Consider the following 15,282-nt stretch of genomic DNA (forward strand, 5'->3'; position numbering starts at 1 on the left):
CCGCTACCTCACCGGAGATCCGTCGTCTCCCTACGACGAGGGCAGGGCTGTGGCGGTCACGGGGGAGGACGGCCGGCGCGACAGCGTGGAGATCACGTACGCCTCCGCGCCGTTCGCTGAGACGACCGTGAAAGCCGTGCCCGCGATCAGCGCCGGACCCGCGACTCCCGAGGTCGAGGCCGTCTTCATTCCCGCGAAGGTCGTGCGGGAGCTGGGACTGCAACTCGACACGGAGGCGCTGATCGTCGATCCTTCCCTGCATCGGGTCTCGGAAGCCGACCGCGACCGGCTCCAGGACCGGCTGGGCGACAGCGCCGAGGTGTACCTGGAGCAGGGGTATCAGGCCTCGTCCCGCTGGTTGTACGTCGCCGGGACGATGGCGCTCATCGCCCTCGCCGGCGCGCTGGTGGCCACCATCCGGTCGAACCGCTCGCACCTGCTGCTGCGCCGGGTGGGCGGCGGCTCCGGCTTCGCCGTACGCGGTCTCGTCGCGTGCCGGGCTGCCTTGGCCGCGGCCTGCGGCACCGTGACGGGTGCGTCGGCAGGGTGCGCGATCGGCCTGCTGCTGGCCTGGCCCTTCACGGCCTCGCCCAGCTGGGATGCGCTGCCGCGGGTGTCGTTCGGGACCCCGTGGACGTCGATCGGCCTGCTGACCGTCGCGATCCCGCTGCTCGCGGCGGCGGTGACGCTGCTCGTGAAGCCCTCGCCGGGGATGACGACCGGCTCTTAGCGGGGAACCACCTGAGCGCGGACGCCCGGCAGATCATCGAACGCGGCGGAAGCGTCCATCGTGATCACTGTTCTCGCCGTGGCCGCAGCTGTCGCGGCGATCAGCAGATCGTACGCTCCACGAGGCTTGCCTTCTCGTCGAGCATGCGCCATGAGACGTGCATGGACTCTGGCGACGTTGGTCGTGTATTCCTCGACGGGAATCAACGCCAGAACGTTGTCCACGAAGGTCTGCCGGTCGGGCCGTCGGGCAGCATCGGCCAGTTCCACACCGCCCAGCAGTTCGGCCACAGTGATCGCCGCGATCGCCACATCATCGGCATTCGAGTCCAAGTGTGCCAAGTTCTCCTTGCTTGAGCTGGGACTTTGCCGAAGTGTCCGGCCCTGCGCGCGCAGGTGGTGCCGGTGGGACGGATGGGTTTACCCAGGTCACAGGTTGACATCAATGTCACGTAACACGAATCACATATTTATCCCCTGGACGCGGGACCCTGTGCTCGGTTCGAGATCTTCCCGTGACGGCTCCGCAAGCGTTTCGGAAAGCCGGAGAGATCGCGGGGCCGACGACGTTTTCCCAGCTCAGGCGGGGTAGTTGCTAACCTTGGCGCGACGTTTAACCCACCGGACGACTCGGAAAAAGGACAAGCCGTTTTCCCTACCCGGCTAAACCGGGGCCTCAAACATCGCGGACCGAAGCCGGTTCGGAGGAGCACACAGGTCCGTCCGCTAGGTTCGGGGCCCATGTTGGCGAAACGCATCGCCGGTTCGACGTACGCATGGAGGCCCTGCCCGCGTGCGCGGGGCCGGGTGTCTACGAGCGGCGCCGAAGCGGCGGAGCGCATCGCGAGGCCACGGTACCTCCGGGCCTTCCCCTTTCGCAGAGGAAACCGAACGGCGGTTGATGATCCGTTCGGATGAGCATAGTAACGACAACGGCACGAACGGGAGTAAAGCGTGACGGCCAACCGTTGGACGCGTCGGGATTTTTTGAGAAGCTCGGGACTCGCTGCGGCGGCCCTCGTCGGCGGCCCCGCCCTCATCGCCGGTTGCAGCCGCGTCGACGACGGCGGCACCACCAGCGCCTCACAGAGCGCTGACCCCCTCGCCCGCTTCAAGCAGACGGGCACCATCAAGGTCGGCATCGCCAACGAGCAGCCGTACGGCTACCGCGACAAGGACGGCAACCTGACCGGCGAGGCCCCAGAGGTGGCCCGCGTGATCTTCAAGGCGCTCGGCGTGGACAACATGGAAGCGCAGATCGTCGACTCCTTCGGCTCCCTGATCCCCGGGTTGCAGTCGAAGCAGTACGACTTCATCGCCGCCGGCATGTTCATCACCCCCGAGCGGTGCTCGCAGATCGCTTTCTCCAACCCCGACTACGCCGGCACGACCGCGTTCCTGGTGGCCAAGGGCAACCCGAAGAAGATCACCAGCTTCGAGGAGATCGCGAAGGGCGGCGCCAAGGTCGGCGTGCTCGAAGGCGCCGTCGAGAAGGGCTACGCGGAGGCCGGTGGCGTGAAGGGCGGCCAGATCCAGGTCTTCCCCAACCAGAACGCGGCCTTCAAGGGCATCCTCGCCGGCCGGGTGGACGCCATCGCGCTCACCGCAGTCTCGCTGCGCTGGACGCTCCAGCAGCAGTACGCGGACGAGCCGCTGGAGGTGACCGAGTCGTTCGTGCCGGTCGTCGACGGCAAGGAGCAGGTCGGCGCGGGCGGGTTCGGCTTCCGCAAGGAGGACACCGGGCTCATCGAGGCGTTCAACGCCGAGCTGAAGAAGCTGCAGGACTCGAACGGCGTGCTGCCGCTCATCGAGAAGTTCGGCTTCACCAAGACCGAGGTCGACAACGCCGCCAAGCTCACCGCCCAGCAGCTCTGCGCGGGTTCCTGACGCGAGCATGATGACTGTCAACCCGTGCAGCGGGGACCTGCCAGGCGTCTTCGGCGAGACGATGCCCTTCCTGTGCCAGGGGGCCGCGGTCACGTTGCAGAGCGCGGCGGGCGGCGCCGCGCTCGCCATCGTCATCGCGCTGATCGTGGGGCTGATGGCGTCCTCGCCGCTGCGGACGGTACGAGGCGTCGCCCGCGTCTACATGGAGTTCTTCCGTGGCACGTCGGTCCTCGTCCAGCTGTTCTGGCTCTTCTACGCGATGCCCATCCTCACGGGCTACCAGCTGGACAAGGTTTTCGCCGGCGTGCTGGCGCTCGGTCTCAACCTCGGCGCCTACGGCTCGGAGGTGGTGCGCGGCGCGCTGCAGGCCGTGCCGCCCAGCCAGCGTGAGGCCGCGATCGCACTGAACTTCTCGCCGTTGCAGCGGATGCGCTACGTCATCCTGCCGCAGGCGTTCGTCGAGATGATCCCGCCGATGAACAACCTGCTCATCGAGCTGCTCAAGGCGACGTCGCTGCTGTCCGTCATCACCGTGGCCGATCTGGCCTACGAGGGCCGGCTGCTCGTCAACTCCGGCAGCGACCAGCTGATCGTGTTCGCGCTGATGCTGGTGATCTATTTCCTGTTCTCGTACGCGATCACGCTGGTGATGAGGTTCGTCGAGCGGCGGGCCGCCCGCATGGTGGGCCGGGGCACGCCGCGGCGGCGGCGGGCCACGGCGGCAGTGGAGGCGGCCCGATGATCTGGGACTGGGACTGGACGCTGGAGATCCTTCCCCAGCTGCTCACGCAGGGACTGCTGGTCACCGTGCAGGCGACGCTCGGCGGCGCGGTGCTCGCGTTCGTGCTGGGGTTGTTCGTGGCGCTGCTGCGCCGCTCGCGCAGGGCGTACGTCAGCCGGCCGGTGGGCGCGGTCATGGAGTTCATCCGCAGCACGCCGCTGCTGGTGCAGCTGTTCGTGCTCTACTACGTGCTGCCGGACTTCGGGTTCAAGATGACCGCGCTGACGACGGGCATCATCGGGCTTGGCGTGCACTACGCCGCCTACACCTCGGAGGTCTACCGTGCGGGCATCGACGGTGTGCCGAAGGGGCAGTGGGAGGCGGCGATCGCCCTCAACATGCCCCGCCCCTACACCTGGATCAGCATCGTCCTCCCGCAGGCCGTACGCCGGGCGCTGCCCGCCCTGGGCAACTACGTCGTGGCGATCTTCAAGGAGTCGCCGCAGCTGTCCGTGATCACTGTCGTCGACGTCGTCGGGCTCGCCCGCGGTGTCGGCTCCGAGAGTTTCCGCTACCTGGAGCCGATGACCATCGCCGGGCTGTTCTTCCTGCTCATCGCAATCCCGGCATCGATGCTCGTCCGTCGTATGGAGCGCCGTCTTGATACCTGATACGCAGTCCGAGAAAGATCCACATGTGGGCGACGACCAGCAGTGGATGATCCAGTTCGACAAGGTCGTCAAACGGTTCGGCGACGTGACGGTGCTGCGCGAGCTCGACTTCCACGTCAAACCCGCCGAACGCGTCACCCTGATCGGGCCGAGCGGGTCGGGCAAGACGACGATCCTGCGCCTGCTGATGACCCTCGAACGGGTCACCTCCGGCACCATCGAGGTCGACGGCCAGTGCCTGTCCCACATGAAACGCGGCGACCGCGTGGTGCCCGCCGACGAGAAGCACCTGCGTCAGGTCCGCAAGAAGATCGGCATGGTGTTCCAGCAGTTCAACCTGTTCCCCAACATGAACGTGCTGCGCAACATCACCGAGGCGCCGGTGCGGGCCCTCGGCGTCCCGCGCGAGCAGGCGGAGGAGAAGGCCCGCGAGCTGCTGGAGATGGTGGAGCTGTCCGACAAGGCGCTCGCGCATCCGTCGCAGCTGTCGGGAGGCCAGCAGCAGCGGGTCGCCATCGCTCGGGCGCTCGCGATGGAGCCGGAAGTGCTGCTGCTCGACGAGGTCACCTCGGCGCTCGACCCCGAGCTCGTCTCCGGCGTGCAGTGCCTGCTGCGTGACATCGCGCGTTCGAGCAACCTGACCCTGCTGTGCGTCACCCACGAGATGAACTTCGCCAGGGACATCTCCCACCGGGTCCTCATGTTCGACCAGGGGCAGATCGTCGAGGACGGGCCTCCGGAGCAGATCTTCAACGAGCCGGAGCAGCAGCGCACGCGGGACTTCCTCCAGGCGGTGCTGGACACCTGATTGTCTCCTCTTCAGGCGGTGCTGGACGCCTGAGGACGTCCAGGCCGGCCCGCGCCGGCCGGCCTGGACGCCGTCTGATCAGCGCAGGCCGAACCGGTCGAGGTTCATCACCTTGTCCCACGCCGCGACGAAGTCGGTCACGAACTTCTCGCTCGCGTCGTCACTCGCGTAGACCTCCGCGAGCGCGCGCAGCTCGGAGTTCGAGCCGAAGACGAGGTCGGCCCGGGTGCCGGTCCACTTGACCTCGCCCGTGGCGCTGTCGCGGCCCTCGAACGTGGTCTGGTCCTGCGACGTCGACTTCCACGTCGTGCCCAGGTCGAGCAGGTTGACGAAGAAGTCGTTGGTGAGCTTCCCCGGCGTCTCGGTGAGGACGCCGAGCGGCGACTGCCCGTGGTTCGCGCCCAGGACGCGCAGGCCGCCGACGAGCACGGTCATCTCGGGCGCGCTCAGGGTCAGCAGGTTGGCCCGGTCGAGCAGCAGGAACTCGGCGGGCAGCCGGTGGCCCTTCCCGACGTAGTTGCGGAAGCCGTCGGCGGTGAGCTCCATCGCCGCGAACGACTCCACGTCGGTCTGCTCCTGCGAGGCGTCCACGCGGCCCGGCGTGAAGGGCACCTGGACGTCGAAGCCGGCGTCCTTGGCGGCCTTCTCGACGGCCGCGCACCCGCCCAGCACGATCAGGTCGGCCAGCGAGACCTGCTTGCCGCCGGACTGGGCGGAGTTGAAGGCCTGCTGGACCCCCTCCAGCGAGCGCAACGCCAGCGCCAGCTCGTCGGGGTCGTTGACCTCCCACCCGTTCTGCGGCTCGAGGCGGATGCGGGCGCCGTTGGCGCCGCCGCGCTTGTCGCTGCCGCGGAACGACGAGGCCGAAGCCCACGCCGTGGACACGAGCTGCGACACCGACAGGCCGGAGGCGAGGATCTTGCCCTTGAGCTCGGCGATGTCCGCCGCGTCGATCAGCTCGTACGTCCTCGCCGGCAGCGGGTCCTGCCACAGCAGCGTCTCGGACGGGACCTCCGGGCCGAGGTAGCGCTCGACCGGGCCCATGTCGCGGTGGGTCAGCTTGAACCACGCCCTGGCGAACGCGTCCGCGAACGCGTCGGGGTTCTCGAGGAAGCGCCGCGAGATCGGCTCGTAGACCGGGTCGACCCGCAGCGACAGGTCGGTGGTCAGCATGGTCGGGGCGTGACGCTTCGACGGGTCGTGGGCGTCCGGCACGGTGCCGGCGCCGGCGCCGTCCTTCGGCCGCCACTGGTGGGCGCCCGCCGGGCTCTTGAACAGCTCCCACTCGTAGCCGAAGAGGATCTCGAAGAAGCTGTTGTCCCAGGCGGTCGGGGTGTTGGTCCAGATGCCTTCGAGGCCGCTGGTGATGGTGTCGCCGCCCTTGCCGGTGCCGAAGGTGTTGCGCCAGCCGAGGCCCTGCTCCTCGAAGCCGGCGGCCTCGGGGTCGGGGCCGACGTGGTCGGACGGGCCAGCGCCGTGGGTCTTGCCGAAGGTGTGACCGCCCGCGATCAGGGCGACCGTCTCCTCGTCGTTCATCGCCATGCGGCGGAACGTCTCGCGGATGTCGCGGGCCGCGGCGAGCGGGTCGGGGTTGCCGTTCGGGCCCTCCGGGTTGACGTAGATGAGGCCCATCTGCACCGCGCCGAGCGGGTTCTCCAGCTCGCGGTCGCCGGTGTAGCGCTCGTCGCCGAGCCAGGTGGACTCGGGACCCCAGTAGACGTCCTCCTCCGGCTCCCACACGTCCTCGCGGCCGCCGGCGAAGCCGAAGGTCTTGAAGCCCATCGACTCCAGGGCGACGTTGCCGGACAGGACCAGGAGGTCGGCCCACGAGAGGTTCTTGCCGTACTTCTTCTTGACCGGCCACAGCAGGCGGCGGGCCTTGTCGAGGTTGGCGTTGTCCGGCCAGCTGTTGAGGGGGGCGAAACGCTGCTGGCCGGAGCCGGCGCCGCCGCGGCCGTCGCTGATCCGGTAGGTGCCCGCGCTGTGCCACGCCATCCGGATGATGAACGGGCCGTAGTGGCCGAAGTCGGCCGGCCACCAGTCCTGCGAGGTGGTCAGCACCTCCGCGATGTCGCGCTTCACGGCCGCGAGGTCGAGGCTCTTGAACGCCTCGGCGTAGTCGAACTCCGCGCCGAGCGGGTTGGCCACGGCCGGGTTCTTGGCGAGGATCTTCAGGTTGAGGCGCTCAGGCCACCACTGGCGGTTTCCGCCGCCCTGCGTCGGGTGCAGCGCGCGCTCGTGCGCCACCGGGCAGCCGCCCTCGCCCTCGGTTTTGGGGTCAGTGACGATTGCTTCGTGGTTCTCGGACATGGATTCCTTCCGATATCGGGCTTCCTGGTACTCAGGAACTGCGACTGGTGGAACAGCCGGGGCACAGGCCCCAGTAGATGACCTCGGCCTCGTCGATGGAGAAACCGTGGTCGTCCGACGCGGCCAGGCAGGGTGCGTGACCGACCGCGCAGTCGACGTCGGCGACGGCACCGCACGACCGGCACACGACGTGGTGGTGGTTGTCCCCGACCCGCCCCTCGAACAGGGCGGCGCTGCCGGCCGGCTCGATGCGGCGTACGAGGCCCGCGGCGGTGAGCGCGTGAAGGGCTTCGTACACGGCTTGCAGGGAGATGTGGCCGACGCGCTCGCGCACCCCGGCGGCGATCGCTTCGACGCCGAGATGGTCACCGTGCCTGACGGTCTCCAGCAGCGCGACGCGGGCCGCCGTCACCCGAAGCCCTGCCCCGCGCAGCTCGTCGGCGGTCGTCGGCGTCTTGGGTGCGGTCATGGCCGCCACCGTATCCCCATAAACACGAACGATACAAGATAATGAACCATGCAATTTAGTGGCGTGTCGCCGAGCGGGCTCAGCTCTCGTCGAGGCGGGCGAAGGTCGCCCCCGCGGCGGCGGCGCGGGCGCCGAAGACATGCCCGTCGCACATCCGCGTCTCCGTGCCGGCCCGGTCGATCACCTTCCAGGTCACCGGCTCCTCGCACGGCCGGCCGAGCCGGTCATGGTCCCAGGCGCGCCCGCACACGCGGCACGTGGTGACACCGGCCCTGGAGGACAGGGTGTTGCCGTGCTCCGGGCAGACGCCCCATGGCAGGCCGCACGGCTGGACCTGGAGCCTGGCCAGGTCGGCGGCCGCCCGGTGGAGGTCTTCCGCGCCCCGCGCCAGCCGGCTCGCGGCCTGCCGCGCGGTCGTGAGGGGCTCGGGCTCCGGCCGGGCGGCGCGGTCACAGAGCGCCAGGACCTCGGCGGTGAGCGCCTCGGCGCGGCTCGCGAGGTCGCGCAGGTGTGCGGGAGTGACGGTCATGTCGGCGTCCATCTCGCGAGGGCCGGCGTGCGCACGGCGGGAATGGGTGCAGATCTGGACCCTACGTCTTATCCGGCACGACGGGTGCTCCGGCGACAAAGGTCGGGTCAAGTCCGGTGATGGAGTCATCACCAAGGGTGACCATGAGGTATGACCCGACCGCTGCCGCGCACGCCCGGCGTCGAGCTCCTGGACGTCCACCGGCTCTCCCTGGTCGAAACCGTCGCGCCCCGGCTGTCGCCGGACGAGCGGGCGGCCATGGACCGCCTGTGGGAGGAGGCGGTCCAGGCCAACCCGAGCCTCTTCGACGGTCCGGTGGTGGCGTGCGCGAGCCTCGGCTGGGAGGGGCCGCACCGCCTGGTGGTCTCGTGGGTACGCACGACGTTCCGGCATCACGTCCTGCGCCGGGTCATGGGCTGCGCCGCGTGGCTGCCGTCCCTCTTCGTCGCCGTCGTGCAGCCGGCGGACGACGGGCGCCTGCTGGTCGGGCGGATGTCGCGGGTCACGGTCGCGCCCGGCCGCTGGCAGCTGCCCGGCGGCTCCATGGAACCGCCCCAGGGCGACGACCCCCTCGACCTGGCCGCGCTGGGCAGGCATGCCGCGCGCGAGCTGGTCGAGGAGACCGGCGTCGACACGGCACCTGAAGACCTGAGCCTCTGGCTCGTCACACGCGGAGCCACCGGGAACGTCGGCGTGCTGTTCAGCGCGCCGAGCCGGCCGACGGCGTACCTGCGCGAACGGTTCGCGGCCCTGCAGGCCGCGGAGGAGGACCCGGAGTTCGACCGGATCGCCCTCGTACGCTCCCCGGCCGAGCTGGGCGGGCCGCTGGTCGACTACCTGGAGCCGGTCGTCCGCCGCTGCCAGCGGTCGGGTCAGATCATGCACATGTCCTGAGCGGGTGTCGCGGTCTCCACGATGCGCCGGTAGTCGGGGCACCGGGTCCAGTCGTCCGCGCGGCACTCCATGAGGTGCTCGATCAGCGTCTTGGACGCCGCGATCTCCCGCGACCGGCGTTCGAGCTCCTCGTGGTGCCGCCGGAGGAGCGCCTGGCGCTCGGCCTGGCCGGAGACGTTCAGGATCTCCCTGATCTGCTCCAGGCTCATTCCCGCCGACTTGGCGCGGATGATCGTCATGACGCGAATGACGTGCTCCTGCGTGTAGCGGCGGCGGCCGTTCACCCTGGCGGCGGGGGCCAGCAGGGACATCGCCTCCCAGTGGCGCAGCACGTGCGGCGCGAGCCCGAACCGCTCGGCGAGCTCCCCGATCCGCATGGATTCGCTTGACTTCATGTTGACATTAACTTGCAGACTCTCCTCCACGTCAAGACACGTGGAGGACAACATGATCGACGTCGTCATCGCCGGCGCAGGCCCTGCCGGCATGGCCGCCGCCCTGACCCTGGGAAGGACGTGCCGTACGGTCCTGCTGGTCGACGCGGGCGAGGGCCGCAACGCCAGGGCCGGGCAGGTGCACAACTTCCTGACCCGCGACGGCACGCCGCCCGCCCGGCTGCGGGAACTCGGCCGCGCCGACCTCGCCGCGTACCCGTCGGTGCGGGTCGAGGCCGGGACGGTCACCGACGCCGCGGTGCTGGACGGCGGCTTCCGCCTGGACCTGGCGGACGGCGGCACGGTGGACGCGCGCCGGCTCCTGCTGGCCACCGGGCTGGCCGACGACCTGCCAGGCCCGCGCGGGGTCGAGGCGCTGTGGGGCCGCTCCGCCTTCCACTGCCCCTACTGCCACGGCTACGAGTGCGCCGGCAAGCGGGTCGCGGTGCTCGGCGCGGCGCCGGCCCGGGTGCGGCTGGCGCTGCAGCTGAGCCGCTTCGCCGCCGACGTCGCCCTCTGCACCGGCGGCGAGCCGCTGGACGCGGCGTCGCGGACCACGCTGGAGACGAACGGCGTCACCGTACGGTGCGAGCCCGTCGCCCGCCTGGAGGGCACGGGCGACCGGCTCGGACGGGTCGTCTTCGAGGGCGGCCCGCCCCTGGCCAGGGAGGCGGTGTTCGTCGTGAACGTGCCGCGGCAGCGCTCCGAGCTTGCCGCCCGCCTCGGCTGCGCGACGTTCGCCGACGGATGCGTCGAGATCGACGAGTTCGCCCGGACGAGCGTGCCCGGCGTGTACGCGGCCGGCGACATGGCCCGGCGGGCCACCGTACCGGTGCCGCTGGCCGCCGTCGTCGCCGCCGCGGCCGGCGGCACCCTGGCCGGCGCCGTCATCGACCAGGACCTGATCGGCGCCGACTTCGGCCTGCCGGACCCCTTCGCGCGGGCAAAGGGCTGACCGCTGTGCTCCGCGCCTCATCGAGAACGAGCAACGTGCCGCTCGCCACGGCCGGCCTCCTGCTCGGCATGCTGCTGTCGGTCCTCGACCAGACGGTGGTCGCCATCGCCCTGCCCGACATCGCCGCCGACCTGGGCGGCCTGGACACGATCGGCTGGGTCGTCACGTCGTACGTGCTGGCCTCGACGGCGACCGGCGCGCTCTACGGCCGGATAAGCGACCGGTACGGCCGCCGCCCGGTCCTGCTCGTCGCCATCGCCGTCTTCGTCGCGGGCTCCGCGCTGTGCGGCCTGGCGCAGACGATGCCCCAGCTGATCGCCGCCAGGACCGTGCAGGGCGTCGGCGCCGGCGCGCTGTTCGTGTTGCCCACGACCGTGCTGTCCGAGCTCTACCCGCAGCGGCTGCGCAGCCGCGTGCAGGGCTTCACCGGCGGCGTGTTCGCCCTGGCCAGCGTGGGCGGCCCGCTCGCCGGCGGAGCGATCACCGACGCCGCGGGCTGGCGCTGGATCTTCACCGTCAACCTGCTGCTCGGCCTGCTCAGCATGGCGCTCGTCGCGTACGCGCTGCGGCTGCCCAGGGCGGGCGGGGACGGCAAGGTGGACCTGGCGGGGGCCGCGCTGATCGTGGGCGCGACGGTGAGCCTGCTGCTGGTGGCCGAGTGGGGCGGCCGCGTGCACGCGTGGGACTCCGGCGTGATCCTCGCGCTGATCGGGGCGGTGGTCGTGCTGGCGGCCCTGTTCGTGTGGCGGGAACGACGTGCCGCCGATCCGCTGCTCCCGCCGCGGTTGTTCGCCGACCGCACGCTGCGGGTCGTCCTGCCCGCCGGTGCGCTGCTCGGCGCCCTGCTCGGCGGCTCCGTCGTCTATCTGCCCACCTATCTGCAGGCGGCGCACGGCATGGGAGCCACCCAGGCGGGCCTGGCGCTCAATCCGTACGTGCTCACCTTCATGGCGGTCTCGTCGCTCGCCGGCGCCCGCATCGGCGCGAGCGGCCGGTTCAGGCCGTACCTGATCGCCGGTGCGGCGATCGCGGCGGCCGGGTTCGTCCTGCTGGGCAACCTCGGCCCCGGCGCCGGCTACGCGCTGTTCGCCGTGGAGATCGGCGTGCTGGGGCTCGCCTTCGGCCTGCTGATGCAGAACCTCGTGGTCGTCGCCCAGAACGCGGCCACCTCGGCTGACCTCGCCGCCACCACCTCCGCCACGGTGTCGGTGCGCGGCCTGGGCCTGTCGGCCGGCGTGGCCGCCGCGGGGAACCTGCTCGCCCGGGAGCTCCACGACCGCGCCCCCGGCCCGGAGTCGACGGCCGCGGCGATCCCCGACGTGCTCATCTGGGGCGCGCCGGTCGCCGTCGTGCTGGTGGCGCTGATGGCCGCGCTGCCCAGGACGGTCGATCGGCCCGCGACGCCCGCATGACGGAGGCCGGCAGGCAGGCCAGGACCCGTGCCTAGCGCAGGCGTGCCAGCCAGCGGCCGTGCGCGGTCCAGCAGCCGGCGTCCGCGAAGCCGGCGGCCAGCCCGATGCGCCGGATGTCGCTGGCGGAAACGGTCGCCCAGCCGAACCACTCCCCGGCCAGCGGCCCCCGGCGCAGCCGGAGCCGGTCCACCCGGCTGCGCGTCCCGGGCGGCGCGACCTCGGCCACGATCGTGCCGCCCGGCCGGAGGAGCTGCCTGACCCTGTGCAGCAGCGCCTCGGGGTTGCCGCCGATGCCGATGTTGCCGTCGGCGAGCAACGCCGTCGCATAGCGGCCGCTGCCGGGAACGTCGTCGAAGACGTCCCGCAGCAGCGCGAAGCCTCCGGCGCGGCGGGTCAGGGCGACGGCGCGCGGTGTGATGTCGATGCCGAGCGCGCGGATCCCGCGCCGGGTCAACGCCGCCGTGAGACGCCCGGGGCCCGAGCCGACGTCCAGCGTGGGGCTGGCGCAGCGGCGGAGGAGCTCCTCGTCTCCGTCGATCGGCTCGAACCAGCGGGCGGTCTCGAGCGTGGCGCGGGTGCCGTCCACGTATTCGAGCTCGGCGCTCTCGCCCGCCAGGGCGTCGGCGTACAGTTCCCCGATCACCGGCTCAGCTCCCTCAGCGCGGCGGCGAAACAGGACGCGGGCGCTTCGGCGGCGACGGCGGCGGCGTCCGCCGCGGTGTCGACGTCGGTCAGCTCGGGCAGGTGGTGCACGGCCAGCCCGGCGCGTTCGAGCCGGTCCAGCTGGAGCTTGCCGGTCTCCGGATGCGACATGGGCACCCCGGAAAGCAGCCCGGGGTCCGGCCGTCGCAGGCCGAGCAGCCAGAAGCCGCCGTCGGCGGCCGGGCCGTACACCGCGTCGTGCCGCTCCAGCGCCTGCCCGGCCTCGCGCAGCAGGGCGGGGGTGACCTGCGGGGTGTCCATGCCGATCAGCACGACGGGGTCCGGCCGCAGCCGGTGGGCGTCGGCGAAGGCCGCCGCCAGGCGTTCGTCCAGGCCGGCGCCGCGCTGCGGGATCACCACGAACCCGGCGGGCAGCCAGCGGCCCGGCAGCCCGTCGAGGGCGAGCACGCGCTGGGTGGCCGGGGCCGCGGCGACGGCGCGCACGCTGTCGCGGAGCGCGGCCGCGGCGAGGGCGGCGGCCTCGGCCGGGGTGTAGGGCGGGCTGAGGCGCGTCTTGACCCTCCCCGGCAGCGGTTCCTTGGCGATGATCACGATCTGGAACGGGTGATGGCTCAGGGTGCTCAGTCCTTCCTGGAAGCCGGCAGCAGGCGATCCCCCACCGCGAGCAGGGCGATGGCTGCGAGGACGATGACGAGGTTGACGCCGTACGACAGCGGGAGGATCGACGGGTTGTCGGCCCGACGGCCCAGCGCCAGCACGGTGGGGAGGGCGGCGAGCACCAGGGTCCCCGCCAGCATCAGGGCGGTCCGCAGGGCCAGCAGCGTCAGCGGATCGCTCCAGTGAGGCGGCCGGACCTCGCTGCTGCGATACCCTCCCGCCCGCTCCAGGGACTTGACGACGACGAAGGCGTCCAGGGAGGCGCCGGCGGAAAGGAGCAGGTCACGCAGCCGTACGCCGGTCCGCTCGCGCTCCACGCTCCAGCCCTCCACGCACGCGATCGGCAGGCGTACGGTGTGCTGCGGCAGCCGTAGCAGGTCGGCGTAGCCGAGCGACGCAGGCGTGCGGACGGCGCCCGTGACCAGCAGCCGGTAGCCGTCGGGGACGGTGATCACGCCGGCCGCGGCGACGGTGAGCAACAGGCGTCTGCGTTCCTGGCTCTCCACGCGGGTCCACAGGTTCCGCCTGACCTTCGCCCACTCGTCGGCCACGTGGATCAGCAGCGCGCCGTAGACGACGTACGCCGTCCAGTGGTGCGCCTGGAGGAAGCCGAACGGGTACGGGTGTCCCTGGGTGAACCGGTAGAGGTTGACCGGCCGGGAAGGCCACAGCAGCCAGGCGGGCGGGTGCTGCATGAAGTGGCTGGACAGCCCGGTGACGAACGCGACGGTGAAGCTCACGCCCAGCCAGACGCCCAGCTTGGCGGCCACCTGCTCGGAGCGCAGCCGGCTGGTGAACCTGGCGGAGATGGTGCTGGGGTTCATGGGCGTACCTCCGCGGGACGAGGCCTCCGTACGGCCCAGCCGATCAGCACGGCCAGCGCGGCGGCGGCGTAGAAGGGGGCGCCGAGGCTGTCGGGGTCGGTCGGGCCGGCGGTGTAGGCGACCGCGCCCGCCAGGGCGGCGCCCAGCCATTCCCTCCGCCCGTCCATGGCGACCAGCGCGACGAGCAGCAGCGCGTACCAGGAGTATCCGGGGGTGAACAGCAGCAGGAGCGAGCCGCTGACCAGCAGCGCGCCCTGCCAGGGCCGGTCGGCGTCGCCGTACCGCAGGACGAGGAGGACGATCAGGGCGAGCAGCGCGATGGCGGCATAAGGGGCCCAGGAGTCCGGGAGGAGCAGCCGCAGGACGGCGTAGCGGTTGCCGTGGCCGGCTCCGTCGTAGCGCTCCTCCTTGAGGTAGCCCGGCAGGTATCCCAGGACGGCGGCGCCCGAGGCCAGGACATAGGGCAGGTAGGACAGCGCCACCACGAGCACGGCGGGCACCACGGTGACGAGGGCGCGCCGCCACGCCACGCCGTTCGCCAGCACGCCGGACAGGGCGCCGGGGAGTGCCGTCGCGGGCAGCAGCTTGGCCGCCACGGCCGCGCCGAGCAGCGCGCCGCGGGCGCGACCCGCGCCGACCGCGCCGAACGCCAGCACCACCAGCAGCACGCCGAGCATGTCGACGTGCGCGTTGTTCACGGCCTCGACCGGAACCGCGGGGCACCACGCCCAGCACGCCGCCCGCCGGGCGCCCGCGAGCCGGCACAGCGCCAGCAGCGCGAGCACGGCCATCACCCAGCCGCCGAGCTGGAGGACCTTGTGCCGGGAGCCCTCCGGCGACAGCCAGTGGACCAGCAGGAAGTAGCCCTGCGCCACCGGCGGGTAGATCGTGGGCTCGGCGGGGCGGTTGATCCTGGTGCAGCCGTCGCCGGGCAGGGGCCACAGGCGGGGGGCGTCGCAGGCGGGTGGGAAGAGCCAGCCGTCGCGTAAGCCGGCCAGCGCGGGGTCGGCCGGCGGGTGGTCGTAGGGGGAGATGCCCGCGGCCTGCACCCGGCCGTCCCACGCGTACCGGAAGGAGTCGGTGCTGCTGCTCGGCGGGGCCGCCAGCCCGGTCGCGGCGAGCAAGATCCCGCCGGCGACGACCAGCGCGCCGAGCCGCCGCTCCGGCACCCGCCTGACCAGCCACAGGGCGGCCGCGAACAGCGCCCAGGCCGCCAGGGTCCAGCCCAGGCCGGGCGGCCCGGCGACCATCCTGAGCAGGACGGCCGCCAGGGCGGCGAGGGCCCCGCAGGCGAGGAGCAGGCTTCGTCTCACAGGCCG

General features: G+C 71.6%; 17 protein-coding genes. 8 read left to right on the forward strand and 9 right to left on the reverse strand.

The window, feature by feature from the left end:
* The first annotated feature begins 49 nt into the window (after nt 1–49).
* On the forward strand, nt 50–730 hold the full coding sequence (locus ABGB14_RS22990) for a hypothetical protein (RefSeq protein ID WP_347645881.1): 681 nt from the start codon (nt 50–52) through the stop codon (nt 728–730).
* Here the strand turns inward: ABGB14_RS22990 and ABGB14_RS22995 are convergent.
* Complete coding sequence (locus ABGB14_RS22995; protein WP_347646175.1) at nt 727–1,125, reverse strand: PIN domain-containing protein; 399 nt, start codon at nt 1,123–1,125, stop codon at nt 727–729. The genes ABGB14_RS22990 and ABGB14_RS22995 overlap by 4 nt on opposite strands.
* 558 nt (nt 1,126–1,683) lie before the next feature.
* Here ABGB14_RS22995 and ehuB point away from each other — a divergent pair.
* From ehuB to ehuA, 4 genes are read left to right on the forward strand one after another with little or no spacing between them, the layout of a single operon-like run.
* Nucleotides 1,684–2,616: an ectoine/hydroxyectoine ABC transporter substrate-binding protein EhuB gene (ehuB, locus tag ABGB14_RS23000; RefSeq protein ID WP_347645882.1), complete on the forward strand. Its 933-nt coding sequence runs from the start codon at nt 1,684–1,686 to the stop codon at nt 2,614–2,616.
* 7 nt (nt 2,617–2,623) lie between these two features.
* Nucleotides 2,624–3,358, forward strand: a complete 735-nt coding sequence (gene ehuC / locus ABGB14_RS23005) for an ectoine/hydroxyectoine ABC transporter permease subunit EhuC (protein ID WP_347645883.1) — start codon at nt 2,624–2,626, stop codon at nt 3,356–3,358.
* A complete protein-coding gene (gene ehuD / locus ABGB14_RS23010; RefSeq protein WP_347645884.1) occupies nt 3,355–4,008 on the forward strand; it encodes an ectoine/hydroxyectoine ABC transporter permease subunit EhuD in 654 nt (217 codons plus the stop codon). The genes ehuC and ehuD overlap by 4 nt, the downstream gene beginning before the upstream one ends.
* Before the next feature lie 46 nt (nt 4,009–4,054).
* Nucleotides 4,055–4,816, forward strand: coding sequence for an ectoine/hydroxyectoine ABC transporter ATP-binding protein EhuA (gene ehuA, locus ABGB14_RS23015; protein WP_347646176.1), 762 nt, complete (start codon nt 4,055–4,057; stop codon nt 4,814–4,816).
* A gap of 78 nt (nt 4,817–4,894) precedes the next feature.
* Here the strand turns inward: ehuA and katG are convergent, their stop codons facing one another.
* The 3 genes from katG to ABGB14_RS23030 all read right to left on the reverse strand — a co-directional run bounded on the left by katG (nt 4,895) and on the right by ABGB14_RS23030 (nt 8,124).
* Entirely contained in the window at nt 4,895–7,126 is a 2,232-nt protein-coding gene (gene katG, locus ABGB14_RS23020) for a catalase/peroxidase HPI (RefSeq protein ID WP_347645885.1), read from the reverse strand.
* Nucleotides 7,127–7,157: 31 nt separating this feature from the next.
* A complete protein-coding gene (locus ABGB14_RS23025; RefSeq protein ID WP_347617628.1) occupies nt 7,158–7,595 on the reverse strand; it encodes a Fur family transcriptional regulator in 438 nt (145 codons plus the stop codon).
* Between the two features lie 79 nt (nt 7,596–7,674).
* Nucleotides 7,675–8,124 carry a hypothetical protein gene (locus tag ABGB14_RS23030; protein ID WP_347645886.1) on the reverse strand — a complete coding sequence of 150 codons (450 nt, stop codon included), beginning with the start codon at nt 8,122–8,124 and terminating at the stop codon, nt 7,675–7,677.
* 150 nt (nt 8,125–8,274) lie between these two features.
* Here ABGB14_RS23030 and ABGB14_RS23035 point away from each other — a divergent pair, with 150 nt between their 5' ends.
* Nucleotides 8,275–9,018, forward strand: a complete 744-nt coding sequence (locus ABGB14_RS23035) for an NUDIX domain-containing protein (protein ID WP_347645887.1) — start codon at nt 8,275–8,277, stop codon at nt 9,016–9,018.
* On the opposite strand, the gene ABGB14_RS23040 is transcribed toward ABGB14_RS23035, so the two are convergent.
* Nucleotides 8,997–9,413 (reverse strand): MerR family transcriptional regulator, encoded by a 417-nt coding sequence (locus tag ABGB14_RS23040; protein WP_347645888.1) that lies wholly within the window; start codon nt 9,411–9,413, stop codon nt 8,997–8,999. The two genes, ABGB14_RS23035 and ABGB14_RS23040, sit on opposite strands and share 22 nt — an antisense overlap.
* Before the next feature lie 52 nt (nt 9,414–9,465).
* On the opposite strand from ABGB14_RS23040, the gene ABGB14_RS23045 reads away from it, so the two are divergent.
* Nucleotides 9,466–10,407, forward strand: coding sequence for an NAD(P)/FAD-dependent oxidoreductase (locus tag ABGB14_RS23045; RefSeq protein WP_347645889.1), 942 nt, complete (start codon nt 9,466–9,468; stop codon nt 10,405–10,407).
* Between the two features lie 35 nt (nt 10,408–10,442).
* A complete protein-coding gene (locus tag ABGB14_RS23050; RefSeq protein WP_347645890.1) occupies nt 10,443–11,819 on the forward strand; it encodes an MFS transporter in 1,377 nt (458 codons plus the stop codon).
* A 31-nt stretch (nt 11,820–11,850) separates the two neighbouring features.
* Here ABGB14_RS23050 and ABGB14_RS23055 read toward each other — a convergent pair whose 3' ends face one another.
* Genes ABGB14_RS23055 through ABGB14_RS23070 form a run of 4 tightly spaced genes read right to left on the reverse strand, consistent with a single transcriptional unit; the run spans nt 11,851 to nt 15,276 of the window.
* Nucleotides 11,851–12,462 (reverse strand): methyltransferase domain-containing protein, encoded by a 612-nt coding sequence (locus tag ABGB14_RS23055; protein WP_347645891.1) that lies wholly within the window; start codon nt 12,460–12,462, stop codon nt 11,851–11,853.
* The gene (locus ABGB14_RS23060; protein ID WP_347645892.1) at nt 12,459–13,073 is read right to left on the reverse strand and encodes a TIGR04282 family arsenosugar biosynthesis glycosyltransferase; all 615 of its coding nucleotides are present in this window, start codon (nt 13,071–13,073) and stop codon (nt 12,459–12,461) included. The genes ABGB14_RS23055 and ABGB14_RS23060 overlap by 4 nt, the downstream gene beginning before the upstream one ends.
* A gap of 29 nt (nt 13,074–13,102) precedes the next feature.
* Nucleotides 13,103–13,963 carry a molybdopterin-dependent oxidoreductase gene (locus ABGB14_RS23065; RefSeq protein WP_347645893.1) on the reverse strand — a complete coding sequence of 287 codons (861 nt, stop codon included), beginning with the start codon at nt 13,961–13,963 and terminating at the stop codon, nt 13,103–13,105.
* Complete coding sequence (locus ABGB14_RS23070; RefSeq protein WP_347645894.1) at nt 13,960–15,276, reverse strand: glycosyltransferase 87 family protein; 1,317 nt, start codon at nt 15,274–15,276, stop codon at nt 13,960–13,962. Before ABGB14_RS23070 ends, ABGB14_RS23065 begins: the two co-directional genes overlap by 4 nt.
* Between the last annotated feature and the right edge of the window lie 6 nt (nt 15,277–15,282).

It is taken from the genome of Nonomuraea sp. B10E15 (assembly GCF_039871615.1).
Lineage (GTDB): Bacteria > Actinomycetota > Actinomycetes > Streptosporangiales > Streptosporangiaceae > Nonomuraea.

Bases quoted from the DNA above. Each gene is read 5' to 3' on its own strand.
- ehuD (WP_347645884.1), top strand. From the start codon at position 3,355: ATGATCTGGGACTGGGACTGGACGCTGGAGATCCTTCCCCAGCTGCTC.
- ehuA (WP_347646176.1), top strand. From the start codon at position 4,055: ATGATCCAGTTCGACAAGGTCGTCAAACGGTTCGGCGACGTGACGGTG.
- ABGB14_RS23030 (WP_347645886.1), bottom strand. From the start codon at position 8,124: ATGACCGTCACTCCCGCACACCTGCGCGACCTCGCGAGCCGCGCCGAG.
- ABGB14_RS23045 (WP_347645889.1), top strand. From the start codon at position 9,466: ATGATCGACGTCGTCATCGCCGGCGCAGGCCCTGCCGGCATGGCCGCC.
- katG (WP_347645885.1), bottom strand. From the start codon at position 7,126: ATGTCCGAGAACCACGAAGCAATCGTCACTGACCCCAAAACCGAGGGC.
- ABGB14_RS23040 (WP_347645888.1), bottom strand. From the start codon at position 9,413: ATGAAGTCAAGCGAATCCATGCGGATCGGGGAGCTCGCCGAGCGGTTC.
- ehuC (WP_347645883.1), top strand. From the start codon at position 2,624: ATGATGACTGTCAACCCGTGCAGCGGGGACCTGCCAGGCGTCTTCGGC.
- ABGB14_RS23035 (WP_347645887.1), top strand. From the start codon at position 8,275: ATGACCCGACCGCTGCCGCGCACGCCCGGCGTCGAGCTCCTGGACGTC.
- ABGB14_RS23065 (WP_347645893.1), bottom strand. From the start codon at position 13,963: ATGAACCCCAGCACCATCTCCGCCAGGTTCACCAGCCGGCTGCGCTCC.
- ABGB14_RS23025 (WP_347617628.1), bottom strand. From the start codon at position 7,595: ATGACCGCACCCAAGACGCCGACGACCGCCGACGAGCTGCGCGGGGCA.